Here is a 26,586-nt window from a genome sequence, read left to right on the forward strand (position 1 = left end):
CAGGACACTGCTGCCCGATGACTTTGTTCCCGAACATCTCCACCCGGACGGATGGGGCTGACCCGCACTCAGCGGCAAAGGACTGCAATCTGTCCCGGGGATACCTGTGAAGGGGCCGGACGGATACGCCAGCAGACATACCTCAAACTCTACTCTGGTTGGTTGCAGTGTGCGGCCTGCTGTCGTCTGTCTTGAGGAGCGAATTCACTACCGAGGACATGGCCTTGGCACATGGATTGGGATTGCCGGTCGTGCAGGGTTTTTGCTCATCGGACTGAAATAGCCTTGCAGATTGATTTGCAGTCGTTTTTTGGTTGCTATTTCGAGTTGCTCCTGCCGTCTGAGTTGAATTAGGGTGGAGGTTTCCACGTATGCACTTGCCAGTAGTGGATTGTGCGAGAAATTGCCTCTGTTAGGAATTGGGGGAGCGGTATGAAGCGGGCGATCATACTTGCCAACATTCTGGTCGCCCTGATTCTATCCGCCCTGTTGGCTCTGCAGGCCATAGAAGAACATGACGGCATCATAGAAGTGGCCTTTCGTGACGCAGAGAATCTCAGTGATGCACTGGCGGAACAAACCTCCCAAACTCTCAATGGCATCGACCTGGCACTGACAACCATCGACGCGGCCATAAGCGGGGCGTGGCGTGATGGGGAAGATTGGCCCGAAAACCTGCATGAACTCCTGGTCAACCGCCAGCAGGCCTCGTCTGTCAGCCTGGCCTATTTTGTCCTGGATGGCGAGGGACGCGCTGTTGGGAGTTCAAGGTCTCCCGATCCAGGTGCAGCGGATCTGTCCGAATACCCAGTATTCAAACATCACCATGACAACCCGGGCAGCGGATTGTTCATTGCTCCACCTCGCAAGGGAGAGGTCGGACATGCGGCCAACCAGTGGCTGACCAATGTATCGCGGCCCATACGGACCTCCGATGGTTCCCTGGCAGGCGTTGTCGCGGCTGCAGTCTCCCTGGATTATCTTTTGGGATTCTATAACGCGTTGCGCATCGGGGATGAAGGCGTTGTCGGACTGATGAATGCGCACGGTCGGATCATACTACGCAGTCCCTTCGACGAAGAGACGGTCGGTACGGATCTAAGCGAGAGTGACCTGTACCGCGAAGTGTTGTCCAAGGCGGAAAGCGGCCGGTTCGAGCGTCTCTGGCCCGGCGAGGACATTCTGCGCTATACGGCCTTCAGGCAGGTGATTCATGAGCCAACCGGAGAGGAACGTGCGCTTGTCTACGTCGGGCTCGGACGCGATGAGGTTCTGGCCCCCTGGTACGATCACATGGTCTTCACCGGCCTGCTCGCGCTTCTTGGGATGGGGCTCTTCATCGCTGTCTCTGCCCTGTTCTGGCGAAACCTGGTGCGCCGGCAGCAGTGGGAGGCCGATCGTTCGGAACGCCTGAGGGTGCTGGCCCAGGAATCGGCGGCCCTGGGACAGTACGGCGACGTCAAGGGACTGCTGCAGCATGTGACCGACGTTGCCAGCCGCCTGACATCGGCACATCAGGCCCTGGCAAGCCTGACCCGGGATACGACCTATGCCCAGGCCGAGATGGCCGTCACCCTTTCGGACAAGTACGCCGCCTGGCGGGACTACGATGAGCCCTCCGACGGCTCGGGCATCTATCATCTGGTCTGTGAGAACAACCAGGCGATGATGCTGACCCAGAAGGAACTGGAGGCCCATCCCGACTGGAAGGGATTCGGCTATTCCAAGGACAAGCATCCGCCCATGCGGGGCTGGCTTGCCGTTCCGATCCTGGCCCAGGACGGCAGCAACCTGGGCCTGATCCATTTGTCCGACAAGGCGACTGGAGAGTTCACCGAAGATGACCTGAACGAGATGAAGCAGTTGGCCAGCATTACGGGTGCAGCCCTGGAGAACCTGCTGTCCCTGCAGGCCCGGGATGAGGCTCTGGCCGAAGCCAATACCGCCCGGGAAGAGGTGGAGACCATCTTCAACTCGATCTCGGATGCGGTGCAAGCCTTCGACCACGACTGGCGTTTCGTCTACCTGAACAGGCAGTGTGAGATCCTGTTGGGACAGTCGCAGGACTATTACCAGGGCAAGGTCCTCTGGGAAGAATTTCCGGATGTCATTGGCACGGATCTCGATCACGAATACCACCGAGCAGTTGAGGAACAGACAGCTGTCAGTTTCAACTTCTACTATCCGGCCATGGGGTCCTGGTTTGCCATCCGTGCCTATCCGCACGCCAAGGGCCTGACGACCTATCTGCGTGACATCACACAGCAGGTCGAAACGGAAGAGCGCCTGCGCCAGGCCCAGAAGATGGATGCCATCGGCCAGTTGACGGGGGGCATCGCCCATGACTTCAACAACCTGCTGACCGTCATCCTGGGCAACAGCGATGTCCTGGTGGAAGAGCTCTCGGATGCCGACGAGGGACCGCGCCTGCGGGCAGAAACGATCCTGAAGGCTGGCGAACGGGCTTCGGAACTGACTCATCGATTGCTGGCCTTTGCACGGCGCCAGCCGCTGGATCCGCGTCCGACGGACCTGAACCAGTTGGTGACCGGGATGGGCGAGATGCTGCGGCGCACGCTGGGCGAGGAGATCGACATCGAGTTGGTGCGCGGCAGCGGCCTGTGGAAAGCCGTGGTGGATCCGAACGAGCTGGAAAATGCTGTTCTGAACCTGGCGATCAATGCACGTGATGCCATGCCGGAGGGGGGACGCCTGACCATCGAGACGGCCAATATCGCCGTGGATGACAGTTATGCAGCCGATAATGAGTTGCAACCGGGACAGTATGTGATGCTGGCCGTGTCCGATACCGGCCGGGGCATGTCTCTGGATGTGCAACAAAAAGCCTTCGAGCCCTTTTTCACGACCAAGCAGAAGGGCAAGGGCTCCGGACTTGGTCTTTCGATGGTCTACGGCTTCGCGCGCCAGACCGGTGGACAGGTGCGTATCTACAGCGAGCCGGATGCAGGGAGTGCAATCCGCCTATATATTCCACGCGCCGAGGAAGATACGGATGTCCGGGAGGCGCCTGCCGCTTCCTCGCCGCTCCAGTCCGGGACCGAGCACATACTGGTGGTGGAAGACGATGAACTGGTTCGCCGACATACGGTCACCAGCCTGCTAAACTTGGGGTATGATGTTACCGAATGTGCGAATGGCGCTGCGGCCCTGACCTATTTCGATGCCGGGGAGCGTTTTGACCTGCTGTTGACGGACGTCATGCTGCCGGGTGGCATGACCGGAAAACAAGTGGCGGACGAAGCCGTCAAACGTGCCCCGGGCTTGAAAGTCTTGTTCATGTCGGGCTACACCGAGAATGCCATCGTACACCATGGTCGCCTGGATCCTGGCGTGCAACTCCTGAGCAAGCCCTTCCGCATGGCCGATCTGGCCCGCAAGGTGCGGGGGGTTTTGGACAAGCCCAGCGAGCAGCCAGAACAGGATTAATTGGTCTCAAGTCAACTTGCCCAGGCTGATTTTTCAGGCTGAAGTTTCCATCATGTAGTTGGTGGGGTGCCACATGCCGTATCCGGTGCTTCTGTCCCGTTTTGATAGCAAGCACGGCTTCCCTCAGATGTGGTTCCATACATCATAATTGGATGGGTGATCATCCAGCCATGTTTCAGTCCGTTCTTGTAGAAGGTCTCCTGGTGCAGTTGGTCGCCAAAATACATTGTATCCTGCCGTCGGTTGTCTCCAAGTTGTTCTCGCACGATGGTGCTGCGGCTGATTTGAGCATCCTGGATGAAGATTCCCGTTCCAACGGCCTCTCCATCCTGGAAATAGCCAATAAAGCCATTAACGCTTGTAGCCGGCCCATTTTCTTCTGATTCCGTACTGTCTTGTCGCGCCGTCATGATCAGCTCACCATTGAGATCGCCATTCTTTATCGTGCCTTCCACATGACGATTGACGATCATCCGTGTGGTCATCCCGGAGTTTGTGAAGCTCCAGACGATACGGCTTTTTGCCGTGAAGGGGCCTTCCGGTACATTGTTCGCGCAGGTCCCATCCAACAGGCTTGCATCAATCGATTCCACGCGAAAATCCATGCCGGAGTCCCGGAAACTGCTGCCAACGATGCGGTTGTATTCCGTCTCGCTCATCTGTTCGCTGATTTGCCACTTGATATCTTCATCAAGTACGCAATTCGTCCCTGCATCAGCATTCAGGAAATAGCCGGGGCTCCCTCTAAAGGCATTGAGCCGCTCGGAAAGCTTCTTTTCAACCTGTGCGTTTTGCGAATCCGGTAAAGATGGGCGCAGGGCAAGCCGGGTATCCTGAGTTGGAGTAGCAGCGGCCGCATCGGCTTCTGCCATCTCCGCCGCCATGCCTACAGCCATGGCGCCGGCCGCCATACCGACGACACTGCTGCCATAGCCGTAGCTGCCGTAGCCATAACCGGTCATGGGCGTCGCCCCGTAACCGTAATAGGGTGCACCTGCATAATAGTCCGGTACACATCCCCCCAGAAACAGCATTGGAACGGCTATCGTAAGAACGTAGGATACTTTCGCGTTCCCTGACATATGGAAGCCCCCATTAACTGTTTTTGTGATTGTTTTGCTGGCGAAATATTATTCTTCATAAATTGCAATCGCGCAATTGGCATAAAATTCAGAAAAAATGAACTGAAATATCTCGGAATAGATCTGTTTGTGGAGTCACAAAAAGATTGAACGCCGCTCCGATTTACGGAGCGGCGTTCAAGGTTATCTGTTCTGTCTGGTATTCGATCCAGATTGAATCAGGATCAGGAGTAGCGGTAGGGAATGCCCGCCTTTTCCATCAGCGCGTTGTATTCGCGGAAGGTATCGACCACACGGCGTGTGCGATCGCTGGTCTCGGCGATCTCTTCCCAGAATTCCTCGGCGTCCTTGACCACCTGGTCCCATTCCTCGGCCGGGATGGTGGTCAGCTCGAGCTTCTCGCCGTTCACGCGCAGGTCGGCTTCGCCGCCCCAGTACCAGACCTGGCGGTAGTAGTGCGACTGGTCGATGGTGGACTTGAAGAGCTGTTTCAGGTGATCCGGTACCTTGGCCCAGCTGTCGCTGTTGGCGAAGTAGGAGCCGCACCAGGCGCCGGTGACGTTGTTGCTCAGCGCGTAGTTGCAGATATCGGCCCAGCCGACTTCGTAGGCCTCGGTAAAGCCGCACCAGGCCACGCCGTCCAACTCGCCTGTCTGCAGGGCAACTTCCACGTCATCCCAGGGGACGGTCACCGGAACCAGGCCGTAGCGAGAGAGGAACTTGCCGGCGGTCGGTACGCCGAAGACGCGCTTGCCTTCCATATCGGCCAGGGAGTTGATCGGCTCCTTGGTGAAGATGTGCAGGGGATCCCAAGCGCCGGCGCTCAGCCACTCGACACCGTCCACCTCGCCATAGGCTTCGGCCCAGATCTCGTTCAGGCCGTAGCGGTCAAACAGGACCGGCAGGTCCAGGCTGTAGCGGGTGGAGAAGGGGAAGTATCCGCCGAAGACGGAAACGTCCACCGGCGAGGCCATGGTGGCGTCGTCGGACTGCACAGCGTCGATGGTGCCGTTCTGCAGCGAACGGAAGAGTTCGCTGGTCGGAACCAGCTGGTCGGCGTAGTAGAGTTCGATCTCCATTTCGCCGTTGGCCGCCGCGTTGAAGGCTTCGATCTGCGGCTTGATCACGTGGGCGCCCAGCGGGGCACCCGAATAGGTCTGCAGGCGCCAGCGGATCGGTCCATTCTGCGACAGAACAGCCGGTGCGGCAAACGAGGATGCGGCCACAGCCGCACCGCCCAGGCCGGCATTCTTGATGAAATTGCGCCGGCCCGACTGGACTTGCGTCGCGTCGGTCTTGGACTGCTTGGTCTTTTTCATGGGTCCTGTTCTCCTCTCTCTTTTTCGTTTTACAAACCGCCTTAGTTGGAAAACTGCCCCGGTAGCCAGAGCGCGATTTCCGGGAAGGCGATCACAAGTATCAATGCCAACGTCATCACCAGAACAAAGGGGACGATGGATCGATAAATGTCCCAGAGTGATACCTCGGGCGGTGCCATCGACCGCATGAGGAACAGATTGTAGCCGAATGGCGGCGTCATGTAAGCGATCTGGCAGGTGATGGTGTAGAGCACACCGTACCAGATCGGGTTGTAGCCCAGGGACACGATCAGGGGCACATAGAGCGGTGCCACAATCACCAGCATCGCCGTGTCATCCAGGAACATGCCCAGGATGAGGTAGGAGAGCTGCATCATGATCAGGACTTCCAGGGGCGAAAGTTCCCAATTGGTGATGAACAGCGTCTCAATGGCCCGTGATGCACCGATGCCGTCGAAGATGGAGCCGAAGGCCAGGGCTGCCAGGATGATCCAGAGGAACATGCAGGAGATGCCCAAGGTCTTCTTTACCGTTTCGTGCAGGATGCGGAAGGTCAGGCGTCGCCGCACCAGCGCTGCAATGGTTGCCGCTGTCGCGCCCACGGCCGAGCTCTCCACGAGGCTGGTATAGCCCATGACAAAGAGCCCGGTCATGAAGAAGAAGATCAGGAAGGGCGTAACGCCGGCGCGCAGCAGCTTCAGCTTATCGCGCAGGGGGATATCCAGCTCTTCCTTGGGCAGGATGGGTGCCAGATGCGGTTGCAGGCGACAGCGTACGGCAATGTAGATGATGAACATGGCGGCCATCATCAGGCCGGGTACGGCACCGGCCAACCAGAGCTGGCTGACGGGCTGGCGCGCGATCATGCCATAGAGCACCAGGACGACACTGGGCGGCACCAGGATGCCAAGCGAACTGCCGGCCTGGACAACCCCCGTGACCATGCGCTTGTCATAGCCGCGCTTCAGCAACTCGGGCAGGGCAATGGTGGCGCCGATGGCCATGCCGGCAACGCTGAGTCCGTTCATGGCCGAGATCACCACCATCAGGCCGATGGTACCAATCGCCAGGCCACCGCGCACACGCCCGAACCAGACATGGAACATGCGGTAGAGGTCGTCCGCGATCCCCGTCTCGGACATGATGTAGCCCATGTAGATGAACAGGGGCAGGGTCAGCAGCGGATACCAGTTGAACAGTTGGAAGGCTGCGTTGAAGGGCATTTCCATGGAGCCGGTGCCATACAGCAGCAAGGCCGCACCGGCAGCAACCGCACCGATAGCGGCAAAGACCCGCTGGCCGGTGAGCAGCATGACCAGCATGGTCGCGAACATTGTGATCGCGATCATTTCATAACTCATACGACCGGCTCCTCGCTGCTCTCGGTGATCGGGTCGCCATCAATCGTGCGCCCGCGGGTGGCGGCCAGATCCTTGAAGAAGGTGGAAATGACCTGCAGCAGCATCAGGACGATACCAAAGACCATGATGACCTTGATGGGAATCATCGAGGGGTTCCACATGGAGAAGTTCCGCTGGTCGGTCTCGATCGCGTAGATCGTGCTGGAGATCGATCCGAACAGCAGGATGGCCAGGTAGAACAGCATGAAGCCGCTGGTCAGCACATCCACCCAGGCCTTGCCCTTGAGCGAGAGCTGACCGTAGATCAGGTCCATGCGCACATGGGTGCCCAACTGCAGAGAATGCGCACCGCCCACGATGTAATAGGCGGCCAGCGTGAACTGGGCCATCTCAATGGCCCAGTGGATGTTCATGTTGATGATGTTGCGCGAGATCGCATCGGTGAGCAGGACCAGGATCATCAGGAAGATCAGGTACATGGCGATGAGTCCGACCTTGTGCGAAACCCAGTCCACTGTCTTAACGTAAAGCCGTATTGGCCGCGGCATGGTTGCTGCGTCCTCCTTTGTCATTGCCCCCTGTTCTGAAGCGCGAGCGAACCTTCAGCGGGTTGAAAGGGTAGAGCCTGATAGCAGAGCTAGCCATTAAAATGCCACACCTAATCTTTCCAGGCTGGCCTTGAGCGCGCCATCGGGCAGGCGTTCCGCCAGCAGGCAGTCGATGGTTTCGAGCGGGCAGACAGCGAAGGCCGCTCGACGGTCGAGTTTCGAGGAATCCGCAAGGATGAAGACGCTGTCTGATTGCTCGATCATGCTGCGTGAGACCTGTGCTTCCTCGAAGTTGGCATCCATTGCGCCCTGTTTGGCATCGACAGCAGCGACTGTCAGGACTGCATGGTCAGCGTGAAAGTCACGGATACTCTGCAGGGTCATGGGGCCCAGTGTTTCCCCGTTGTCGGCATCGTAGCGCCCGCCCAGCAGGAAAATCTCGCTGTGCGGCGCCTGTGACGACAGGATCCCGGCTATGCGATGGGAGTTCGTGATAATGGTCAGGCGTTCGATGCGGGACAGTGCCTGTGCGGCGATCACTGTAGTGGTACCGGTATTGAGGAAAAGGGTTTCGCCTGGTGATATCCGTTCAGCCAGCTTTTGGGCCATGACATGCTTGGCGGCGCTCTGGTGGTCCATGCGCTGGTCGAAAGGATCTTCCCGGCGCTTGCGGGGCAGTTTCGCGCCGCCATGCACTTTCTGTATCAGACCGCTTTCCGCCAGGGCACTCAGGTCGCGCCGGATCGTTTCCTGCGAGGCGTTGAAGCTCTCTGCAAGGCTTTCGACGCTGACTTGACCTTTCTCGCGAACGAGCTCGGCAATCCTGGATTGCCGCAACTGTGGCGACTGGTTTTGCGTCCGGCGAACACGAGACGCCTTCATCGCCCAGCCAGCCTGCTGTCCGGACTCTGTATGTGAAATCCTGATTTCATTGACCGAATCAACAGTCACCTGTTCAACTTACTGATATTATTGTATTTATAATAACAATTGTTTGCCTGCTAATTGACCGAAAGGTCAATATGGGCTACGTTACGAATTGGTTCTGATCAGCACAACCCTAAAATTCGACAGATATGCGCCTTCTGCCCGCAGTGGGTGCCGTCCATGCGAAAGGTTTCGATTCTTGTCGCAGGCAGATGCGTCCCTTCCCGAGCGCTATGACGTTGCCATTGTGGGCGGCGGTGTTGTGGGCTGCGCCATGGCACGCCGCTTCACCCTGGAGGGGGCGCGTGTGGTCCTGCTGGAAAAGGCTGTGGATATCCTTGACGGGGCCAGCAAGGGCAACAGTGCCATCCTGCACACAGGCTTCGATGCACCGCCAAGTTCGCTGGAACAGCGCTGCATTGCCGAGGGGCATGCCGAATTCCTCGAGATACGCGAAAGCCTGGGTCTGCCGCTGCTGCAGTGCAGTGCCATCGTGGCGGCCTGGAGCGAGGAAGAGGTGGCGCGCCTGGAGGAGTTGATGGACCAGGCGCGTGCGAATGGCGTGGATGACATTGTCCCGCTTTCAGCCGCAGAAATACGCGCGGCCGAACCCAGCCTGTCCGGCAAGGTGAAGGGGGGGTTCCGGGTGCCGCGCGAAGCCCTGATGGACCCCTGGAGCACCCCGCACGCCTATCTTCTCCAGGCGCTCGCCAACGGGGCTGAAGTGCGGCGTGCTTGCGAAGTGACCGGTGGTCAGTTTGATGGCAGCAGCTGGCTGCTTGAGACCAGCACGGAGGTCTTGCGCGCCCACAGCGTGATAAACTGTGCCGGGCTCTTTGGCGATCTACTGGATCAGCGCCTGCTGGGCGAGACGGGCTTCTCCATAAAGCCGCGCAAGGGACAGTTCCTGGTTTTCGACAAGGCAGCGGCGCAACTGGTTTCATCGATCATCTTGCCGGTCCCGACCGAGAAGACCAAGGGAATCGTGGTTTGCCGAACGGTCTTTGGAAACGTGCTGGTTGGTCCTACGGCCGAGGATCAGGAGAGCCGCTGCGACAGCTCCACGGACGCCGCGACGCTGAAGAGCCTGCAGGGCAAGGCGGCCGAGATCGTGCCCGGTCTGGCCGAGATTCCCGTTACGGCGTCCTATGCCGGCCTGCGTCCGGCCAGCGAACAGAAGGACTATCGCATCCAGGCGTATCCGGAACGCAATTATGTCTCGGTTGGCGGCATACGTTCGACCGGGCTCAGCGCGGCATTAGGGATTGCACGGCATGTCCTTGGCCTGCATCAGGGCTTTGGTCCTCGCTTTACAGCCCCACGACAGCCAAGGGTGCCTGAGGTGCCATCTCGTTTATCCGAGTATGACCCCCGCGCATGGGAGGAAGCTGGAAACGGCGGTATTGTCTGCCATTGCGAACTGGTGACCCGGGCCGAGATCGAACGGGTCCTGCAGGGGCCCTTGCCCCCGCGCAGCCTGTCCGGCCTGAAGCGGCGAACCCGTGTCACCATGGGGCGTTGCCAGGGATTCTACTGCACGGGCGCCCTGGCTCGGATCACCGAAGGGGCCTTCGATAGCCCCTTGGCCGTGCGCGCGGCAGAGGGTGAGGATGAGGATGCCTGAGGCCCCAAACCTGCCCGACGCATGCGATGTTGCTGTTGTCGGTGGCGGCCCGGCTGGCTTGGCGGCGGCCACGGAGCTGAAACGGCATGGCGTTCCGCGTGTTGTGGTCCTGGATCGCGAGCCGGCAGCCGGCGGTATTCCGCGTCACTGCGGTCATTATCCCTTCGGTATGCGTGAGTTTCACAAGGTCCTGCGAGGCCCCGACTATGCCGGGCGCCTGGTCGCGCGTGCCGAACAGGCGGGGGCAGAGATACAGACCGGCGTTACCGTAACGGACATACAGCCGGGTGGAATCCTGTCGCTTATCACTCCAGAAGGGACGGGAGAACTGCAGGCCAGGCGGATCCTGCTCTGTACCGGAGTTCGGGAAACCAGCCGGGCCGCACGGCTGATCGGCGGCCAGCGTCCGCAAGGTGTCCTGCCAACAGGGGCCCTGCAGTCCCTGGTCTACCTGGAGAAGATGAAGCCCTTCGCGCGACCGGTCATCCTGGGCAGCGAACTGGTGTCCTTTTCAGCCCTGATGACCTGTCGTCATGCCGGCATAGCCCCCCAGGCCATGATCGAGCCCAATGAGCGCGTGACGGCGCGCAGCTTTGCTCAAGGCTTGCCGAAACTGCTGGGCGTACCCGTACATCTGGGATGCGAGATCGAAAGGATCATTGGCCGCGAGCAGGTGGAGGCCGTGCAGCTGCGCGACAGGAAGGGACGGCGATGGGAGCTGGCCTGCGACGGCGTTCTCATGACCGGCCGCTTCACGCCAGAAGCCACCCTGGCACGCATGGGGCATCTGGAACTGGACCTCGGCACAGGAGGGCCGCGCGTGGACCAGGACGGGCGCAGTTCGGATCCGAATGTCTTTGTTGCCGGGAACCTGCTGCGCCCCGTCGAAACGGCGGGCTGGAGCTGGAAGGAAGGCCTGCGCGTGGCCCAGAGCTTAGCCCGTGACCTGGAGGCTCCGCGTGCCCGGGAAGTGACATTGGAACTTCAGATCCAGGGCGATGCCATTCGCTATCTGGTACCGCAGAGGGTGACCCTGCCGCTCGAGGAGGCGGCGCTCGAGAGCATCCAGCTTCGCGTGGCCCGGCCTGCGCGCGGCAGCCTGTTAATACGTTCGGCCGGCCGCATCCTGTGGGGGCGGCGCCTCTCGGCCTTGCCTGAGCGACGGATCCTCCTGCCACTGGATGTCCTGAAGAATGCCGCGCCGGATCATCCCGTGGAGGTCGTCTTCGAAGAGGAGGAGGGACTGTGAGCGTTCTCGCACTCGACCAGGGCACCACGAGCACACGGGCTGTTGTCATGGACGATGGCGGCCAGCCAAGGATTCTGGCCGCCCGCGAACACCGGCAGTTCTATCCGCGGGCCGGCTGGGTAGAGCACGATCCGGAGGAATTAATCGCTTCCCTGCGTCATTGCATCGAAGCGGCCGGCGCCTGTTCGGCCATCGGCATCGACAACCAGGGCGAAAGCTGCCTGGCCTGGGATTCCGAAAGCAAGAAGGCCGTTTCCCCGGTCATCGTCTGGCAGGATAATCGCACCCAGGAGCGGATCGACTGGCTGGAGGCGGAGGGTGCGGAAAGCGTCACACTGGAGCGCGCGGGCCTGCCGCTGGATTCCTATTTCTCGGCCTCGAAACTGGCCTGGATCCTGGAGAACATCCCCGAAGCGCGCAGCCTCCATCAGCAAGGCCGCCTGCGCCTGGGCACCACGGACGCCTTTTTCCTGGACCGCCTGACCGGCAGGTTCGTCACCGACATCACGACGGCCTCGCGGACTTCGCTGATGAACCTGACAACGGGGACATGGGATGAAGAACTCTGCCGGCTTTTTGGTGTCCCCATGGACTGCCTGCCCCGGATCGTCCCCACGACCGGGGATTTCGGTGTCATCGAGACCGAACAGGGGGCAGTGCCGGTAACCGCCAGCATCGTCGACCAGCAGGCCGCACTCTATGGGCATGGATGCCGACAGGCTGGACATGCCAAGGTAACTTTTGGCACCGGGGCCTTCGCGCTTATGGTGACCGGTTCGGAGATCTTCCGGGCGCCCGAGGAGGGTCTGCTGCCCACTGTTGCCTGGCAGAAGGCGGGCGAAGCTCCGGTCTATGCGCTGGATGGCGGAATCTACTGTGCCAGTGCGGCCGTCAACTGGGCCCGCGATCTGGGCCTTTTCCGAACTGTCGAGGAGTTGAATGCCTTCGAGGGGCCTCCGGTCCTGGAGAGCGGGGTGGTTTTCGTGCCGGCGCTTGCCGGCCTGGCCTGTCCGCACTGGGATCGCGGTGCACGCGGTCTCTGGGCCGGCCTTTCCCTGGAAACCAGTGGGCTGGACATGGCCAGAGCCGTCCTGGAAGGCGTGGCCTGCCGTGCGGGCGAGGTGCTGGGCGCCATGCAGGCGCGTCTGGCCATTTCGGATGCGCTGTCCATTGACGGAGGGATGGCCAAGAATCCCTGCTTCAGGCAGTTCCTGGCCGACCTTCTGGAGCGCGATATCGTGCAGGCCGCCAGCACGGAACTGACAGCACTGGGGACCCTTCAACTGGCGGCCGAAGCGGCCGGCCAGCCCGTCAGCTATCAATCGGTCGGAAGTGTGATTGGACCCACAGCGCCGCGCGCTTATCTGATGGAGCGCTTCCGGCAGGCCGTGGCCTTCAGCCAGGCCTGGCCCGGACGGGCTGGGGCATGACGGTTACAGCCCGTAGTACTCCCGGAACCAGGCCGTAAGCCGTTCCAGGCCCTTGGACAGGTTCGTTCGGGGCGCAAAACCGAGGTCGCGTCGCGCAGCCGTGATGTCGGCGAAGGTGGCTTCCATGTCGCCGGGTTGGGCCGGCTGGGGATCCAACTGGGCTTTCCCGCCCGTGATGCGTTCGATCTCGGAGATGAAATCCATCAACTCTGTCGGCTGATTGTTGCCCAGGTTGTAGAGGGCATAGGGCGGCGCCTTGGCGCCACCATCGGCCGGTGGGCGCGTCATCGCAGCTGTCACGCCGGCCACGATGTCGTCGATGTAGGTGAAATCCCGCCGGGCCTGACCGTTGTTGAACAGCTTGATCGGCTGGCCGCGCAGCACGGCATCGGTGAACAGCCAGGGCGCCATGTCGGGCCGGCCCCAGGGGCCATAGACCGTGAAGAAGCGCAGGCCCGTGCTGGGTATGCGATAGAGATGGGCATAGCTGTGCGCCATCAGTTCATCCGAACGCTTGGTCGCTGCATAGAGCGAAACCGGACGGTCGGCCGCCTGGTCCTCGGAAAAGGGCAGCGTGGCATCAAGGCCATAGACCGACGAGGAGCTGGCGAAGACGAAATGTTCCAGTTTCGGCAGATGACGGGCCAGTTCCTGCATCACCACCTGGCCCATCAGGTTGGACTGGGCATAGGCGTAGGGGTTTTCCAGCGAATAACGGACACCGGCCTGTGCGGCCAGGTGCACGAGCCAGCGGGTGTCGGCGTGGCTGTCGAGCAGGTCCAGCATGGCCGTTCGGTCCGAGACATCGGCCTCCAGGAAGGTGAAGCCGGGATAGCCGTCCAGACGGGCCAGGCGGTCACGCTTCAGTTGCGGCGTGTAGTAGTCGTTCAGGTTGTCGATGCCCAGAACCTGATAGCCCCGGCCCACCAGATCCAGTGCTACGGCGTTGCCGATGAAACCGGCACATCCCGTAAGGATGACGGTCATTCCCTGCGCCCTTTCCTTGCTTGTACGCTTGTCAGCTGCGGGTGTGCAGGTGCACGTCTTCGGCACCGTTGGCTGTCAGAATCTCTCTGGCTGTTTTCTGTCGTTCATTGGTTTCGGCATAGACCCACAGCAGCACCGCGCCCTGTTCCAGGGCCCGGGCGAACTCCTCGGTGCGCGGCGTGGCCTCCACCTGTTCCAGGAATTCCTTGGCGGCCATGCCGGCCACGCCAGCGCCGACGGCCGTGGCGATGGCCGCGCCCAGAGGACCCGTGGCAACGGCGATGAATCCGGCCGCGGTCAAGGGGCCTACATACTTCGTCTCGCCGACCAGGCTGGAGAGGCGTTCATGCCAGGGGGTCTCTTCGTCCTCGAGAGCCGAATCTATGGACTGATGGGAATCCAGTACCGATAGATCCGCATGTTCGAATCCGGCCTCCTGCAGTGTTTCAACAGCCCGGGCAAAATTCTTGCGCTTGGCGAAACGCCCGACGATCTCGGTAACGGGTTTCTTTTCGGGGCTTTCCGTATCGTTCACGCGGAGGTCCTTCCGTACTTCTGGTTTCCGTCGTCCGGTGCAGTCTTGCCGCGCTGCGCGCGGCTGTGCAAGGGGCTTTCTCGAGCGAAAGCAGGCGGGTTTGCGGTTGAGCGGCTTCGTGGCGCTGTTCTATCTTGCCCTCTTTTGCGACAGCAGGGTGGGAAGGTCATGAGCAGTCTGCAGGAATTCATCAAGGCAATGCCCAAGGTCGAGCTGCATCTTCATATCGAAGGCAGCCTGGAGCCACAGATGATGTTCGACCTGGCGCAGCGCAACGGCGTTGAGCTTTCCTATGGCAGTGTCGAGGAAATCGAAGCGGCGTTCCGGCGCGGGGCGCGCTTCGAGAATCTGCAGGATTTCCTGGATCTTTACTACGCCGGCATGTCGGTCCTGAAGACCGAAGCGGATTTCCATGACCTGACGCTGGCTTATCTGGAACGGGCTGCGGAGCAGAACGTGGCCCATGCCGAGATCTTCTTCGACCCGCAGGCCCATACCGACCGGGATGTGCCGTTCGAGACCGTGATCAAGGGAATCACGCGAGCCATGGACGCGGCCGAAGAACGCTGGGGCATCACCTCGCAGCTGATCATGTGTTTCCTGCGTCACCTGGACGAGGAGGCCGCCTTTGCCACGCTGCGCGAAAGCCTGCCCTACAAGGACCGGATCCTGGGAATCGGGCTCGACAGCGGCGAGCAAGGCAATCCCCCCTCGAAGTTCCAGCGGGTGTTTGCCGAGGCCCGGAAGCAGGGTTTCCGCGTGGCTGTGGCCCATGCCGGCGAGGAAGGCCCGCCGGAGTATGTGCGCGAGGCGTTGGACCTGTTGCAGGTGGACCGGCTCGATCATGGCAACCGTGCCCTGGAGGACGACGCGCTGGTCGAACGCCTGGCCGCCAGCGGGATGGCGCTGACTGTCTGTCCTTTGAGCAACTACAAGCTCTGCGTTGTGGATGACCTGAGGCAGCATCCCCTGAAGATCATGCTGGACCAGGGCCTGAAGGCGACCATGAACTCGGACGACCCCTCGTACTTCGATGGCTATGTCAGCGAGAATTACCTGGCCGTGAGCGAGGCGCTGGATCTTGGCCGCGAGGATATCCTGACCCTGGCGCGCAACGGGATCGAGGCCAGCTTTGTCTCGCCCGAGCGCAAGAAAAGCCTGCAGCGACAGCTGGAAGACTACGCCGCGGCTGCAGTCGCATAGAGGGCTGGGGCTCAGCGCGGCGCGTTGGTGGTCCTGCGGGCTATATCGACAAAGCCCTGTATATAACGGGTCTCCAGGTCCTCGTCCCGCAATCCGATATGAATGCTCTTGTCGATGCCCTCTGGGCCAAGACGCAGGGTGTGCAGACCCTCTCCCCAGGGCATCTCGCGGATCAGCCAGTCCGGTATCGCGCTGACACCACGTCCTGTCGCCACCATCTGCAGCATCAGTTCCGTGGTTTCCACGGTTCGATGGCGTCTTGGCAGGCAGCCGGCTGGCACCAGGAAACGCGTGAAGATATCCAGCCGCTCGGGGGTGACGGGATAGGTGATCAATGTCTCGCCATTCAGATCCGATGGCGCCGCCACGTCCTTGTCGGACAGCGGATGCCCGGGCGCGACGGCCAGGACCATTTCGTAGTCGAAGACGGGCAGGTAGGTCAGGCCCGGCCGTTCGATGGGATCCGGCGTGATCAGCAGGTCGATTTCGTGTCCCAGCAATGCCCCGAGCCCGCCGAATCGGAAGGCACTGGTGACATCCAGGTCCACGGCAGGCCAGTCCTTCAGATAGGGATTGACCACGCGCATGAGCCACTGATGGCAGGGGTGGCATTCCATGCCGATGCGAAGGACGCCGCCCCGACCCGATGAAAAGTCCTCAAGCGCTATTTCGGCATGCTCGATCTGGGGCAGGATGCGCTCGGCCAAGGCCAGCAGGTAACTGCCCGCGCGGGTCAGCCGGATGCTGCGCCCCTCCCTCTGCCAGACGGTCACACCAAAACGCTGCTCGAAGCGGCGCATGGCGTGACTTACGGCGGACTGGCTGAGGCACAAGCGTTCGGCCGCGGTCGTGAGGCGGCCGCTGCGGTGGACTTCGCGGATAATGGCCAGGTGCTGCAGGTCAATCATGAAACATGACATACGTTCACTGTTTCATGAGAACAATACATTTTTTGTCATGCATTGTCGGGGCTATCTTCCTTTCAAGATCAAAATGAAAGGAGCCAGAGATGGTTTACACAGCAAATCTTGGTTTTCCGCGTATTGGCAGCGGTCGTGAATTGAAGAAAGCGACCGAGAGCTATTGGAGTGGAGACCTGACGGAAGCGCAGTTGATCGAGGAGGCCAAGGGCCTGCGTGCGCACAACTGGCAACTCCAGAAGCAGAGCGGGCTGGATATCATTCCCTCCAACGATTTCTCGCTTTATGACCAGGTCCTGGACACCAGTGTCATGGTCGGCGCGATCCCCGATATCTATGGCTGGAATGGGGGCCCTGTCTCCCTGGAGACCTATTTTGCCATGGCGCGCGGTACCCGTGGACGTGCCGGAGGCGACCTGCCAGCCCTGGAAATGACCAAGTGGTTCGACACCAACTATCACTACCTGGTGCCCGAATTCACGCAAGATCAGTCCTTTGCGCTGGCGTCCACCAAGCCAGTGGATGAATTCCTCGAGGCACAGGCCCTGGGCATCCGGACACGCCCGGTCCTGTTGGGACCGGTCAGTTATCTGCTGCTTGGAAAGACTGTGGGTGCGGAGTTCGATCCGTTGGCACTGCTGCCGAGTCTGCTGCCGGTCTATGCCGAGGTCCTGCAGCGCCTGGCCAGTGCCGGGGCACAGTGGGTCCAGCTCGATGAACCCTGCCTGGCCCTGGATCTTGGCCCTGAGGCGCAGGATGCCCTGAAGCAGGCCTATGGAGCCCTTGCCGAGGCTTCAGGCGGCCTGGATATCATGCTGACCAGCTATTTCGGCGGTCTGGGCGAAAGCCTGGAAACGGTTCTAGACCTGCCCGTTTCGGGCCTGCATTTGGATCTGGTGCGTGCAGCGGAGCAGCTGGACGAGGTGCTTGCGGCCGCACCCAGCGAGCTAACGCTGTCATTGGGTGTGGTCGATGGGCGCAATGTCTGGCGAAGTGACCTCGAGACCATCCTGGATCGCATCGCACCAGCGGTGAAGGCGCGTGACACGGACAGGCTGGTGATTGCACCCTCCTGCTCCCTGCTGCACGTTCCCATCGATCTGGACATGGAAGAGGAGTTGGATCCGGATCTCAGGTCCTGGCTAGCATTTGCCGTGCAGAAGGTGGAAGAGGTTACCATTCTCGGCCGTGCCCTGAACGAAGGCCGCGATGCGGTCGCTGACTCTCTGGAGGCTTCGGCGCAAGCGGTGAAGGCACGCCGCAGCTCATCGAAGATCCATGATGCAGCGGTGGAAACCCGGCTTCAAAGCGTGACACGCGATATGGCGCGGCGCAGCAGCGAGCACTCGATACGTCGTGAACGCCAGCAGCGGAGTCTGAACCTGCCGGCCTTCCCGACAACCACCATCGGCTCCTTTCCCCAGACCTCGGATATCCGGAAGGCCCGTGCCGCCCATGCCAAGGGACACCTGAGCCACGACGATTACCAGGCCTTCCTGCGCCGGGAAATGGAAGCGGCCGTGCGCCGTCAGGAGGAGATCGGCCTGGACATGCTGGTGCACGGCGAGTTCGAGCGCAACGACATGGTGCAATACTTCGGCGAGCAGCTTTCGGGCTTTGCCTTCACCCGTCACGGCTGGGTGCAGAGCTTCGGCACACGCTATGTGCGGCCGCCGGTCCTTTACGGCGATGTTTCCCGTCCTCAGCCGATGACCGTCGAGATGACAGCCTATGCCCAATCTCTGACCGACCGGCCTGTAAAGGGAATGCTGACGGGTCCGGTGACCTTGCTGCAGTGGTCCTTTGTGCGCGATGACCAGTCACGTGCAGAGACCTGTCGCCAGATTGCCCTGGCCCTGCGGGACGAAGTTGCCGACCTGGAACAGGCTGGCATCCGAGCGATCCAGATCGACGAACCGGCCGTCCGCGAAGGTCTCCCGCTCCGTCGTGCCGCTTGGCGCGCGTATCTGGACTGGGCCGTGGAATGCTTCCGGCTTGCCGCCTCGGGCGTGTCGGATGAGACGCAGATCCACACCCATATGTGCTACTCGGAGTTCAACGACATCATGGATGCCATTGCGGCCATGGATGCCGACGTGATCTCCATCGAGACGGCACGCTCGAAGATGGAGCTGCTGGAAGCCTTCACGAGCTTTCGCTATCCCAATGAAATCGGGCCCGGTGTCTATGACATACACGCGCCGCGCTGTCCCGAGGTTCAGGAGATGACGGACCTGCTCAGGAAGGCTTCAGAGCGGCTCGATGCACGCCAGATCTGGGTCAATCCGGATTGCGGCCTGAAGACCCGCAGTTGGGACGAGGTGCGACCGGCCTTGGCCAACATGGTCGAAGCGGCGCGCGAAGTCCGTACCCACGCGGCTTGATCGTTTGCTGCCCCTCGCCAAAGAACCGCGAGGGGCAGCTTGCCGCGCCTGCGATTCTCTGTCGCAGAACGTGAGAGTGCCTCGCAAGAAAGAAGTATATTATATACATAATTAATCGAGTTGTACCTCGGCGGGTCATACCGAGGAGAAGGAGAAGACCGATGTGGATGATCTATCCGGTTACCTGGCCAGAAGATTCGCGTTGGCAGGGGCGTACGATCTGGGACCATGTCGTCGTGCGGGCACCGACAGCCTCCATGGCGCGTGTACAGGCCGCCAAGCTGGATCGACCCAGGGCTCCTCACGGCCTGGGGAACGAAACCCATTGCTTCCGCAGCGGCCTGGAGGACGAGCGCCTCTATTGGGTTCGGCATCTGACGGATGATGAGGCCAGTGACTACACGAACGACGAAACGACATCACTGGAAAGTGGTGTGCTTGCTGCGAAATCCTCGGGAGCAGAGCCGCAAGCAGGAACAGGCCAGGAGATTCATGATGGCAACACTGCTGCTGGCCGATAACGAGAAGACCTTCCGGCAAGAGCTGGCCGTAGCCCTGGAGGGTGCGGGCTACGTAGTGCTTCAGGCCGGAAGTGGAGAGGAGGCTCTGGCAGTTTACCACAGCAACAGTGTCCAGACCGTGATCACGTCCATCCTGATGCCGGACCGTGATGGCATTGAAGTGATTCGCGAAATCCTGGGCCTGGAGTGGTCAACACGCGTAATCGCCATGTCCAGCGGCTGTGCGCTCTGTGGCCTAGATATCGGAAAACTGGCCCTGCGCAGCGGCGCGGAACGCGTGCTGGAAAAGCCCTTCACGGCTGAGGCCTTGTTGCAGGAACTGACAGAGATACTGGTTTCCGGAAGCACCTTCCGGGTGCCCAGGGAGGAGGTCGGAGATGCCGCCTGAGCTGCAGCAGGATGCTGCGTATGATGCCGACCACAGTACCTCTCGTGAAGCCCTGTTGGCGCGCATTGCCGAATTGGAGCGGCAAAGGGATATTGATCGCGCCGTCTTTACCAGCCTGTCCCGTTTCGGCGAATCTCTGAGTGCCTTGCGGCAATCCTTTGCCGGTCTTTCGGAACTTCTGATCCAGAACAGCCGTGCCAATCGCGACAGCTATCGGGAATCCGGGGAAAGCTATGCCGGGCTGGAACGCATGGTTCAGTCCATTTCCCAGGTCACCGGCGAGATCCAGGTGGCTTCGGAACAGATCACCGCCCTGAACGGGCATGCAGGAGAAGTCGGCTCGATCCTTTCCCTGATCGAGGAGGTTTCCCGCCAAACGAAACTACTGGCCTTCAATGCGAGTATCGAAGCCGCGCGCGCAGGAGAGTCGGGTCGCGGCTTTGCCGTCGTGGCGAAGGAGGTGCGCAGCCTGGCCGGGCGTTCCGGCGAGGCAACCCTGGACATCGAACGCCTGGTTCGCGCAATCCAGGAACAGGCCGGCCGGGCCGACAGCAGGATGCGCAGCAATGCAGACTCCACGGAAGGGCTGGAGGGGTCTGCCGATCATCTGCTGGAGCGGACTCAGCGGCTGTTGTCGATTTCTCGGGAAAGTGGTGCGGCGCTGTCCACGGCCGCACTCCTGAGCGAGATCGAACTGGCAAACCTGGAAGAATTGGAACTGAAGCTGGAGGTCTACCGCGTCTTCATGGGACAGTCCCAGGCGACGGCGGAGGACTTTCCCAGCGACAGCGAGTGTCGGCTGGGTCAATGGTACTTCGAGGGGCATGGGCAGGCACTTTTCGGAAATCTGAGAGATTTCGGCGATCTGGAAGCCCCGCATCGCCTTGTCCATGAGCAGGCGCGTGCCGCCGTGCGACACTATCAGGCCGGCGATCTTGAAGCGGCTCTGTCCGCCCTGAAATCCATGGAGCACAGTAACCTGGAAGTCATGCAGCGCCTTCGCCGGATGATCCAGGAGCACCAGGCGAACCAGGTTGCCCATGCAGCAGAGGAGCATGCTGACTCCAGGAGGGCCTGACAGGTCGCCATGCACCCCCTTGGCCGATGCCCTGGCCATACTCCCTTTCATGGTTTTGCCGGCACAGTGCTGCTTAGCGCGAAAGTTGTGGCATACGTTCAATGAATAAGCTAATCAGGACTGGATGACACAGGCAGGATGCGTGTGATGCCGCAGGCCATGCAGGGCCGGTTTTCTTCAGCTCGCAGCATGGCCACCTGCTGAACAGGGACCTTTTTTGGCCGGAGTGAGGCGAACATGCCAAGGGAATCCTGCTGTAGCCAGGTCCTGCAGCTTGCGACCCGCCATCTTGCGACGCCTGTCGGGGCGCTCCTGCTGAAGGACGCGGGGGGCATGCGGCTTGAAGCATCCAGGGGCTTCGCGCCGGGCGCCTTCGATAGTGCTGCCTGGGCCCAGGCAGCCCTCGATGGATTGACGGTGGTGGAGGACCTGCAGGCTTCAAATGCTGCGCCGCCGTTTCCTGTGAGGCAGATCTGTTCCGACCTTCGATTCCTTGCGGCCGTTCCCGTTATTGCCGACAAGGGTGTGCCTGTTGGACTTCTTTGGGTGGCCGACCGCGAACGGCGAAGCTTGTTACCGGAAGAGGGCAGGGACCTTCAACACTATGGGGAACTGGCTGGGCAACTGCTGGAGGGGCAACAGCAGAAGGAAGGCGTGAAGGAGCTGCATCCCCTGCAACTGGAGCTGGCCGAAGCCTTGCCGCACATGGTCTGGTCGGCCCGTCCCGATGGTGTGGTGGACTACATCAGCCGCTATCTGAACGATTTCTGTGGTGTCGAGGAAATCGATGCCGCGGCGGGTGAATGGCTGGAGATGCTTCATCCCGATGACCGGGAGCGAACCTTGCAAGTCTGGGTCAGAGCGCGGGAGGAAGAAACCGACTACAAGGTCGAGTTTCGCATCTATCACGCTGCCTCCCAAAACTATCGCTGGCACCTTGTGGCCGCCAGGCCCCAGCGCGATGCCGAGGGCCGTATTGTCCGCTGGCATGGAACGACTGTGGATATCCATGACCAGAAGCAGACCGAAAAACAGCACGAGGCCCTGCTGAAGGCGATTCCCTTTGGTGTTCACGGTGTGGATGCCGAAGGCAGGGTGATCTTCGAGAACCCTTCCGCTGCCAGAATGTTCGGCTATCAGGAGGGTGAGCTGATGGGGCAGCACGCCCACGATCACTTTCACCATCATCATGCCGATGGCACGCCTTACCCCATCGAGGACTGCCCCATCTTTCATACCCTTCAGGATGGACAGGTTCGCCAGGTCGAGGATGATGTCTTCTTCCGGAAGGACGGCAGTTCCTTTCCTGCGTCCTATATGGCAGCTCCGATTGTCGATGCGGAAGGTGAGATCACCGGAGGTGTCGTGGGCTTCCGCGACGTGACGACCGAACGCCTCGAGGAGAATCTGAGGGTCCTGGAGGCGCAGACTCTGGACCGGGTCAGTTCGGCATCGCCTCTGTCCGAAGTCCTGGAAGGCATTACCGAGAGTGTGGACAGTCTGCTGCCAGGGGTGCACTCCTCGGTACTCCTGGTGGAGAATGGCCGCCTGCTCCATGGCGCGGCGCCCGGCTTGCCGGAAGATTACAACAGGACCCTGGACGGCCAACCGATTGGCGATAATGCAGGTTCCTGCGGGACAGCCGCCTGGCGTGGAGAGCCGGTGATCGTCAGTGATATCCGCAGCGATCCGCTTTGGCGGGACTATCGCGAGCTTGCCGATTCCTGTGGTCTGCGCGCCTGCTGGTCGGTCCCGATCCTGGATGCCAAGGGGAAAACCATGGCAACCTTCGCCGTCTACTACGGCGAAGTCCGCGCCCCTGATCGCCGCCAAATGGAACTCATCCGGCGAATCAGCCAATATGTGCGCGTGGCGATCGAACGGACCCGCCAGCACAAGCGCATGGAGCAAAGCGAGGCGCGCTATCGTTCGCTCTTCAACCTGGTTCCGGTTTCCATCTGGGAAGAGGATTGGAGCGCCATCCTGCCAATTGCCGCGGAGTTGCGGGCGCGTGAAAGCGGTGATCTCAAGGTCTATATGGAAGAGCAGCCAGAGATCGTTGACGAGGCTCTGCAACTCATTCGCACGCTGGATGTAAATCAGGCCTCGCTGGAGATCTTCAAGGCAGAGGGCAAGCACCAACTTCTGCAATCCTTGCCGCAAATCCTCGATACACCGGACAGCAAGGTGCGGCTTGCGGAGGTTCTTGTCGCCCTGGCTGAAGGCAAGCGCACCTACCAGACTGAAATGCAGATGCGGACGATGGATGGTCGCACGATTCACGTTCTGCTTGGCATGGCCCTGCCTGAATTGGATGCCTCCTCCGGTCGCGTACTGGTCAGCCTGATGGACATAACGGCCCGCAAGGAGGCAGAGCAGCGGTTCCTGACCGTCGCCCAGGCGACAAACGACGTGATCTGGGACTGGAACCTCAACATGGACCGAATCTGGTGGAACGATGGTCTCTCCTCAGTCTTCGGCTATGAACTGGAGACTGGCATGACAGAGGCTTCCTTCTGGGACAGCCATCTGCATCCCGAAGATCGGGAGCGCGTAGTGACTGCATTGAACTCCGTATTGGCGCAGGAGCAATCGCTCTGGCAATGCGAGTATCGATTCATGCGCGCCGACGGAAGCTATGCCGAGGTTTTGGACAAGGGCGTCATCATTCCGGACGAGCAGGGCAAGCCCGCGCGCATGGTTGGAAGCCTGCAGGACCTGACGGAGCGCCGGCATCTGGAAGCACAGCTGCGGCAGGCGCAACGGCTGGATGCCGTGGGTCAATTGACTGGAGGCGTCGCCCATGACTTCAACAATCTCCTGACGGTTATCCTGGGCAATATCGAATTGCTGTCGGAGCGTCTGGGAGAGGACGCAAACCTGAAAAGTCTGGTCGATATGACAGCCCGCGCTGCTGATCGCGGGGCCGAGTTGACCAGTCACCTGCTGGCCTTTTCGCGTCAGCAACCCTTGAAGCCGGGGGCGACGGACATCAATCCGCTGGTGACAGAATTCGAGACGCTGCTGCGCCGGACGCTTGGCGAGACCATCGAGATCGAACTGGCTCTGTCTGACGACCTCTATCCCGCCATGGTGGATCCGGTGGAACTGGAAAACGCCATTTTGAACATCTGCCTAAATGCCAGGGACGCCATGCCCGAGGGCGGCCGAATCGTTCTTGAAACGTCCGGGATCGATCTGCGGGAAGAGGCTCCCCCGTGGGCAGAGGATTTGGAGCCCGGCGACTATGTGGCCCTGTCCATTACCGACAACGGGCTTGGCATGGATCAAAGCACGCTGGAGCAGGCCGTGGAGCCCTTCTTCACCACCAAGGATGTAGGCAAGGGCAGTGGTCTGGGCCTGAGCATGGTTTATGGCTTCGCACGGCAATCGAAGGGCCATGCTCATATCGACTCGGCTCCAGGTATGGGGACAAGGGTCACGCTCTACCTGCCACGTGCCGGTGCGGATGAAGGTGCAATCGAGGACAAGGTGGAGGAGAAGGCCGGCAGCCAGGGAACGGGCAAGATCCTGTTGGTGGAGGATGACGCGTTGGTTCGCAGCCACGTCTCTGATCAGCTTTCCATGCTGGGGTATCAGGTTGTGGCCTGCGAAAATGGACCAGCCGCCCTCGAGGCCTTGCAACGGCAGCAGTGTGTTGACCTTCTGTTCACTGACATCGTGATGCCGGACGGCATGGATGGACGGGAATTGGCTGAGGCGGCGCAGCGCCTTTGTCCCGATCTGCCAGTCCTCTTTACCTCCGGCTACAGCGAGGAACTTGCAAGGCGCGATAACCAGGACAAGACGGTTCACCTTCTGGCCAAGCCCTACAAGCGGGCCGATCTGGCTCGCAAGCTTTGCGAGGCGCTGGAAGACTGTGGTTCAGGGCAGGCCGGGCAAGGGTGAGATTGGATCTGTCGTGCTCTGGATTCTTGCTGGATGTGGTTGTTTGCCACCGGGTGGCAGGGCTAGACTCCAGCCTTCAAATCCTCGGGCGATAATCTGGTATTTGCCCGAGCATTCGCAATCAAGATAAACAACGGAAATTGCAGTCCACTTCGCCTGTAGGGCGTGAAGGGATGTCTTTGCCCAGGGAAAGGTGGTCAACGGCGCATGACCTTGTCCTCAAAAGAATCGGCACGGACGAACGATCCGGGCCGCGGCATGGCGATGATGGCCATGGCCATGCTGCTGGTGCCGGGGATCGATGCCATCGCGAAGTCGCTCTCGCCTGAACTGTCGCCTTTTCAGATCGCTTTCCTGCGGTTCTTCGTCCAGAGCCTGCTGTTGGCCGGGATCCTGCTGGTCCTGACGCGTGGGCGCGCCTTTCGCCTGGCCTGGCATGCCTTGCCGGGCCTGGCCATTGCCGGGGCTCTCATGGGGGCGGCGGTCGGCCTGCTGTTCGGGGCATTGGTGCACATGCCGCTGGCCAACGCCATCGCGATCTTCTTCGTGCAGCCCTTGATCCTGACCGTCTTTTCCGCCCTGTTCCTGGGGGAGCAAGTCGGCATTCGGCGTTATACCGCAGTTGCCGTTGGGCTGGCGGGCGCCTTGATCGTGATCCGGCCGAACTGGATGGCTTTCGGGATCGTGGCGGTCTTTCCCCTGCTCTCGGCGCTCAGCTACGCGGCCATGTGGACCGTGATCCGCTCCATGAGTGCGCGCACGGGCGGCCTTCAGCTTCAGTTCTACAGCGGCGCCTTTGCCGCCCTGTTCCTGGGTCTGGGCGTCCTGGTGATGGATCTGGCGGGCGTCGGCGGTGCACTGCTTGACTGGCGGCCGCTCAGACTGTCGCTCTGGCTGCCCCTGCTGAGCCTGGGCGGCATTTCCGTGATCGGACACATGCTGATCGTCGCCGCTTTCCGGCGTACGGAAGCCAGCATCCTGGCACCCTTCCAGTACCTCGAGATCATCAGTGCGACGGTACTGGGTTATCTGATCTTCAATGACTTCCCGGACGCGCTGACCTGGTTGGGCACGGCGATCATCCTGGCCTCGGGCCTGTATGTCTTCTATCGCGAACAACGCCTGGGACGGCAGGTGACCGCACAGAGTAAAGCGCGTTAAGGAGGGGCGTCCCGCATCTGGTACGAATGAGGGGTGCCGGATCACGAAAGGGAAGGTCGGTCGCTTGATGCCTCAGCGCTTTTGCAGGCTATAGCGCTGGGGGTCGCGCAGTTCGGCAGCCTGCTGGAAACGGCGCACCGTGGGCTTGTCGGCGCGCTGCAGGACAAAGGTGTTTTCCCGTTCTTCGACAACATACCATTCTCGACGAGGCGGTTTGACAGAGATGTAAACTTGGCCGATTTTCACGGAGTCATCGGGCATGGCTGGCTCCTTCCTTCTTTTGGCTTCAATCGGGCCTCCTGGCTTGTTAGAGGTCGCGCTTGCGACAGGGATCGCACGCACCGCCTGAACCGGATCGGGGGCGGCAAGACGATTTCCTCTCGCCCGCATGACCGGTCAAGGGGCGTTGCGGCCGACCAGAAGGAACAAGTGACGCTTCCCATGTAAAAATCATCTTCGAAGTGTTGTAGCCCGTAGCGCCAGAAATGTTCGGGAGGGAGATTGTCCCTCTTG

At 60.6% G+C, this 26,586-nt stretch carries 20 protein-coding genes; 11 read left to right on the forward strand and 9 right to left on the reverse strand.

Annotated features, from left to right (window positions below):
- The first annotated feature begins 432 nt into the window (after positions 1–432).
- The gene (locus BP38_RS21745) at positions 433–3,447 is read left to right on the forward strand and encodes an ATP-binding protein (protein ID WP_051609173.1); all 3,015 of its coding nucleotides are present in this window, start codon (positions 433–435) and stop codon (positions 3,445–3,447) included.
- A gap of 50 nt (positions 3,448–3,497) precedes the next feature.
- Here the strand turns inward: BP38_RS21745 and BP38_RS0109410 are convergent, their stop codons facing one another.
- From BP38_RS0109410 to BP38_RS0109430, 5 genes are all read right to left on the reverse strand, one after another.
- Positions 3,498–4,409 carry a hypothetical protein gene (locus tag BP38_RS0109410; protein ID WP_026987526.1) on the reverse strand — a complete coding sequence of 304 codons (912 nt, stop codon included), beginning with the start codon at positions 4,407–4,409 and terminating at the stop codon, positions 3,498–3,500.
- Positions 4,410–4,753: 344 nt separating this feature from the next.
- A complete protein-coding gene (locus BP38_RS0109415) occupies positions 4,754–5,848 on the reverse strand; it encodes a TRAP transporter substrate-binding protein (protein WP_026987527.1) in 1,095 nt (364 codons plus the stop codon).
- Positions 5,849–5,889: 41 nt separating this feature from the next.
- Positions 5,890–7,209, reverse strand: a complete 1,320-nt coding sequence (locus tag BP38_RS0109420) for a TRAP transporter large permease (RefSeq protein ID WP_026987528.1) — start codon at positions 7,207–7,209, stop codon at positions 5,890–5,892.
- Complete coding sequence (locus BP38_RS19915) at positions 7,206–7,757, reverse strand: TRAP transporter small permease subunit (protein WP_051609197.1); 552 nt, start codon at positions 7,755–7,757, stop codon at positions 7,206–7,208. The genes BP38_RS0109420 and BP38_RS19915 overlap by 4 nt, the downstream gene beginning before the upstream one ends.
- A gap of 96 nt (positions 7,758–7,853) precedes the next feature.
- Positions 7,854–8,639: a DeoR/GlpR family DNA-binding transcription regulator gene (locus BP38_RS0109430; RefSeq protein WP_051609174.1), complete on the reverse strand. Its 786-nt coding sequence runs from the start codon at positions 8,637–8,639 to the stop codon at positions 7,854–7,856.
- Between the two features lie 244 nt (positions 8,640–8,883).
- Here BP38_RS0109430 and BP38_RS19920 point away from each other — a divergent pair, with 244 nt between their 5' ends.
- The 3 genes from BP38_RS19920 to BP38_RS0109445 are packed head-to-tail and all read left to right on the forward strand — an operon-like array spanning position 8,884 to position 12,987.
- Positions 8,884–10,308, forward strand: a complete 1,425-nt coding sequence (locus BP38_RS19920) for an NAD(P)/FAD-dependent oxidoreductase (protein ID WP_035724479.1) — start codon at positions 8,884–8,886, stop codon at positions 10,306–10,308.
- Entirely contained in the window at positions 10,301–11,557 is a 1,257-nt protein-coding gene (locus BP38_RS0109440) for an NAD(P)/FAD-dependent oxidoreductase (RefSeq protein WP_155992327.1), read from the forward strand. Before BP38_RS19920 ends, BP38_RS0109440 begins: the two co-directional genes overlap by 8 nt.
- Entirely contained in the window at positions 11,554–12,987 is a 1,434-nt protein-coding gene (locus BP38_RS0109445) for an FGGY family carbohydrate kinase (RefSeq protein ID WP_026987531.1), read from the forward strand. The genes BP38_RS0109440 and BP38_RS0109445 overlap by 4 nt, the downstream gene beginning before the upstream one ends.
- Positions 12,988–12,990: 3 nt before the next feature.
- Here BP38_RS0109445 and BP38_RS0109450 read toward each other — a convergent pair whose 3' ends face one another.
- Positions 12,991–13,974, reverse strand: coding sequence for an NAD-dependent epimerase/dehydratase family protein (locus BP38_RS0109450; RefSeq protein ID WP_026987532.1), 984 nt, complete (start codon positions 13,972–13,974; stop codon positions 12,991–12,993).
- A gap of 31 nt (positions 13,975–14,005) precedes the next feature.
- A complete protein-coding gene (locus BP38_RS0109455; RefSeq protein WP_026987533.1) occupies positions 14,006–14,509 on the reverse strand; it encodes a hypothetical protein in 504 nt (167 codons plus the stop codon).
- A 168-nt stretch (positions 14,510–14,677) separates the two neighbouring features.
- Here BP38_RS0109455 and BP38_RS0109460 point away from each other — a divergent pair, with 168 nt between their 5' ends.
- Positions 14,678–15,712, forward strand: a complete 1,035-nt coding sequence (locus BP38_RS0109460) for an adenosine deaminase (protein WP_026987534.1) — start codon at positions 14,678–14,680, stop codon at positions 15,710–15,712.
- A gap of 11 nt (positions 15,713–15,723) precedes the next feature.
- Here BP38_RS0109460 and BP38_RS0109465 read toward each other — a convergent pair whose 3' ends face one another.
- Entirely contained in the window at positions 15,724–16,620 is an 897-nt protein-coding gene (locus BP38_RS0109465) for a LysR family transcriptional regulator (RefSeq protein ID WP_035724482.1), read from the reverse strand.
- Between the two features lie 101 nt (positions 16,621–16,721).
- Between BP38_RS0109465 and metE the strand changes: the two genes are divergently transcribed.
- The 6 genes from metE to BP38_RS0109495 all read left to right on the forward strand — a co-directional run bounded on the left by metE (position 16,722) and on the right by BP38_RS0109495 (position 26,073).
- Entirely contained in the window at positions 16,722–19,016 is a 2,295-nt protein-coding gene (metE, locus tag BP38_RS0109470) for a 5-methyltetrahydropteroyltriglutamate--homocysteine S-methyltransferase (RefSeq protein ID WP_026987536.1), read from the forward strand.
- 161 nt (positions 19,017–19,177) lie between these two features.
- Positions 19,178–19,537 carry a hypothetical protein gene (locus BP38_RS22835; protein ID WP_026987537.1) on the forward strand — a complete coding sequence of 120 codons (360 nt, stop codon included), beginning with the start codon at positions 19,178–19,180 and terminating at the stop codon, positions 19,535–19,537.
- Positions 19,512–19,925, forward strand: a complete 414-nt coding sequence (locus tag BP38_RS21750; protein WP_051609175.1) for a response regulator — start codon at positions 19,512–19,514, stop codon at positions 19,923–19,925. The genes BP38_RS22835 and BP38_RS21750 overlap by 26 nt, the downstream gene beginning before the upstream one ends.
- Positions 19,915–21,003 carry a methyl-accepting chemotaxis protein gene (locus tag BP38_RS19930; RefSeq protein WP_051609176.1) on the forward strand — a complete coding sequence of 363 codons (1,089 nt, stop codon included), beginning with the start codon at positions 19,915–19,917 and terminating at the stop codon, positions 21,001–21,003. Before BP38_RS21750 ends, BP38_RS19930 begins: the two co-directional genes overlap by 11 nt.
- Before the next feature lie 237 nt (positions 21,004–21,240).
- A complete protein-coding gene (locus BP38_RS21755; RefSeq protein ID WP_051609177.1) occupies positions 21,241–24,912 on the forward strand; it encodes a PAS domain S-box protein in 3,672 nt (1,223 codons plus the stop codon).
- A gap of 207 nt (positions 24,913–25,119) precedes the next feature.
- Positions 25,120–26,073 (forward strand): DMT family transporter, encoded by a 954-nt coding sequence (locus BP38_RS0109495; protein WP_051609178.1) that lies wholly within the window; start codon positions 25,120–25,122, stop codon positions 26,071–26,073.
- 72 nt (positions 26,074–26,145) lie between these two features.
- Here BP38_RS0109495 and BP38_RS0109500 read toward each other — a convergent pair whose 3' ends face one another.
- Positions 26,146–26,334 carry a hypothetical protein gene (locus tag BP38_RS0109500; protein ID WP_026987539.1) on the reverse strand — a complete coding sequence of 63 codons (189 nt, stop codon included), beginning with the start codon at positions 26,332–26,334 and terminating at the stop codon, positions 26,146–26,148.
- Positions 26,335–26,586 lie beyond the last annotated feature (252 nt).

Source organism: Fodinicurvata fenggangensis DSM 21160, assembly GCF_000686045.1.
Classification (GTDB): domain Bacteria; phylum Pseudomonadota; class Alphaproteobacteria; order Kiloniellales; family DSM-21159; genus Fodinicurvata; species Fodinicurvata fenggangensis.

What these genes read in the sequence shown, in the direction of transcription:
- BP38_RS0109420 (WP_026987528.1), bottom strand. Translation starts at nt 7,209, where the DNA reads ATGAGTTATGAAATGATCGCGATCACAATGTTCGCGACCATGCTGGTC.
- BP38_RS0109495 (WP_051609178.1), top strand. Translation starts at nt 25,120, where the DNA reads ATGACCTTGTCCTCAAAAGAATCGGCACGGACGAACGATCCGGGCCGC.
- BP38_RS21750 (WP_051609175.1), top strand. Translation starts at nt 19,512, where the DNA reads ATGGCAACACTGCTGCTGGCCGATAACGAGAAGACCTTCCGGCAAGAG.
- BP38_RS19915 (WP_051609197.1), bottom strand. Translation starts at nt 7,757, where the DNA reads ATGCCGCGGCCAATACGGCTTTACGTTAAGACAGTGGACTGGGTTTCG.
- BP38_RS0109415 (WP_026987527.1), bottom strand. Translation starts at nt 5,848, where the DNA reads ATGAAAAAGACCAAGCAGTCCAAGACCGACGCGACGCAAGTCCAGTCG.
- BP38_RS0109430 (WP_051609174.1), bottom strand. Translation starts at nt 8,639, where the DNA reads ATGAAGGCGTCTCGTGTTCGCCGGACGCAAAACCAGTCGCCACAGTTG.
- BP38_RS0109465 (WP_035724482.1), bottom strand. Translation starts at nt 16,620, where the DNA reads ATGATTGACCTGCAGCACCTGGCCATTATCCGCGAAGTCCACCGCAGC.
- BP38_RS19930 (WP_051609176.1), top strand. Translation starts at nt 19,915, where the DNA reads ATGCCGCCTGAGCTGCAGCAGGATGCTGCGTATGATGCCGACCACAGT.
- BP38_RS0109410 (WP_026987526.1), bottom strand. Translation starts at nt 4,409, where the DNA reads ATGACCGGTTATGGCTACGGCAGCTACGGCTATGGCAGCAGTGTCGTC.
- BP38_RS21755 (WP_051609177.1), top strand. Translation starts at nt 21,241, where the DNA reads ATGCCAAGGGAATCCTGCTGTAGCCAGGTCCTGCAGCTTGCGACCCGC.
- BP38_RS0109450 (WP_026987532.1), bottom strand. Translation starts at nt 13,974, where the DNA reads ATGACCGTCATCCTTACGGGATGTGCCGGTTTCATCGGCAACGCCGTA.
- BP38_RS0109500 (WP_026987539.1), bottom strand. Translation starts at nt 26,334, where the DNA reads ATGCCCGATGACTCCGTGAAAATCGGCCAAGTTTACATCTCTGTCAAA.
- metE (WP_026987536.1), top strand. Translation starts at nt 16,722, where the DNA reads ATGGTTTACACAGCAAATCTTGGTTTTCCGCGTATTGGCAGCGGTCGT.
- BP38_RS0109440 (WP_155992327.1), top strand. Translation starts at nt 10,301, where the DNA reads ATGCCTGAGGCCCCAAACCTGCCCGACGCATGCGATGTTGCTGTTGTC.
- BP38_RS21745 (WP_051609173.1), top strand. Translation starts at nt 433, where the DNA reads ATGAAGCGGGCGATCATACTTGCCAACATTCTGGTCGCCCTGATTCTA.
- BP38_RS22835 (WP_026987537.1), top strand. Translation starts at nt 19,178, where the DNA reads ATGTGGATGATCTATCCGGTTACCTGGCCAGAAGATTCGCGTTGGCAG.
- BP38_RS0109460 (WP_026987534.1), top strand. Translation starts at nt 14,678, where the DNA reads ATGAGCAGTCTGCAGGAATTCATCAAGGCAATGCCCAAGGTCGAGCTG.